General features: G+C 65.9%; 1 protein-coding gene. It reads left to right on the top strand.

Annotated features, from left to right (window positions below; genetic code table 11):
- Positions 1 to 104: 104 nt before the first annotated feature.
- Complete coding sequence (locus tag ACOADB_RS01835) at positions 105 to 1,331, top strand: IS481 family transposase (protein ID WP_378596204.1); 1,227 nt, start codon at positions 105 to 107, stop codon at positions 1,329 to 1,331.
- Positions 1,332 to 1,384: the final 53 nt, after the last annotated feature.

Here is a 1,384-nt window from a genome sequence, read left to right as displayed (position 1 = left end):
TGTGTTGTCTCGGTTGAGGGTTGACGGTTCACCTTCGGCTGAGGCCTTACACATGTTCGGCTGATGCTTGACGGCTGCTCCGGTTGAGGCTTGACACTCCCGGCATGCGGGAGATGAGTGTGGCTGAACAGCGTTATCAGGCCGTGCTGGCAGTGATCAGCGACGGCGAGACGGTCAAGGACGTCGCGGCCCGGTTCGGGGTCTCACGACAGACAGTGCATGCCTGGTTGGGCAAGTACGAAGCCGGCGGGATCGAGAACCTCGGCGACGCCTCGCACCGACCCAGATCGTGCCCGCACCAGATGCCCGGAGTCGTCGAGGTCGCCATCGCCGAACTACGGCGCTCACATCCGACCTGGGGACCCAAGCGGCTGGTCTACGAACTGGGCAAGAGGGACGTGGACCCGCTGCCGTCGGTTTCCGCGGTCTACCGGGCGCTGGTGCGGTTGTCGCTGATCGACCCGGCCGCCCGACGACCGCGCGACCGCAAGTGGAAACGGTGGGAACGCGGCAAGCCCATGGAGCTGTGGCAGATGGACGTGGTCGGCGGATTCGCCCTGGCCGATGGCCGCCGGGCAAAGGCACTGACCGGGGTCGATGACCACTCTCGGTTCTGTGTCAGCGCGTTCTTGATGCTGCGCGAGTCCTCCCAGCGCGTATGCGACGGCTTGGCCCTGGCCCTGACCACCTACGGGATCCCCGAGGAGATCCTGACCGACAACGGGAAGGTGTTCACCGGTCGATTCAACCGGCCACCGGCCGAGGTGCTGTTCGACCGGATCTGTCGGGAGAACGCGATCACCCACCGGCTGACCCAGCCCCGCTCCCCCACCACCACGGGAAAGATCGAGAGGTTCCACCGCGCGTTGCGCACCGAGTTCCGCACCGACCGGACCTTCGCCAGCCTCGAGCAGGCCCAAGCCGAGCTCGACGAATGGGTCGCTGACTACAACACCAACCGGCCGCACCAGGGGCTGGACATGGCCACCCCCGCGTCGCGGTTCTTCCGCGAGCAACCCGCACCCGCCATCACGATCCGCGCGATCCAAGCGACCAGGGAATCCGGTCGTCCCGACACCGGACGCGGTGAGGGGACCTGGGTCGCGCGCCGCGCCAGCAAACTCGGCGTGGTGTGCGTGAACTGGCAACAGGTCTGCCTCGGCGTCGCCGCCGCGGGCAGCAACATCGACGTCTGGGTCACCGAAGACGTCCTGCAGTTCTACGACGGCGACCACCTGCTCCGCACCCAGGCCAGGACCACCACAGGGGAGGTGAGAGTCAAACGAGCACAAGTTCCCGGCGGCCAACGCCGCCGTAAAGTTCAGAACTGAGTGTCAACGATCAACCGACACTGATCTGTCACCCATCAACCGAAGCTGTTCAG

This window comes from Nocardioides sp. CPCC 206348 (assembly GCF_048654705.1).
Lineage (GTDB): Bacteria > Actinomycetota > Actinomycetes > Propionibacteriales > Nocardioidaceae > Nocardioides.
This window is presented reverse-complemented; position numbering and strand designations above follow the sequence as displayed.

Bases quoted from the DNA above. Each gene is read 5' to 3' on its own strand.
- ACOADB_RS01835 (WP_378596204.1), top strand. From the start codon at position 105: ATGCGGGAGATGAGTGTGGCTGAACAGCGTTATCAGGCCGTGCTGGCA.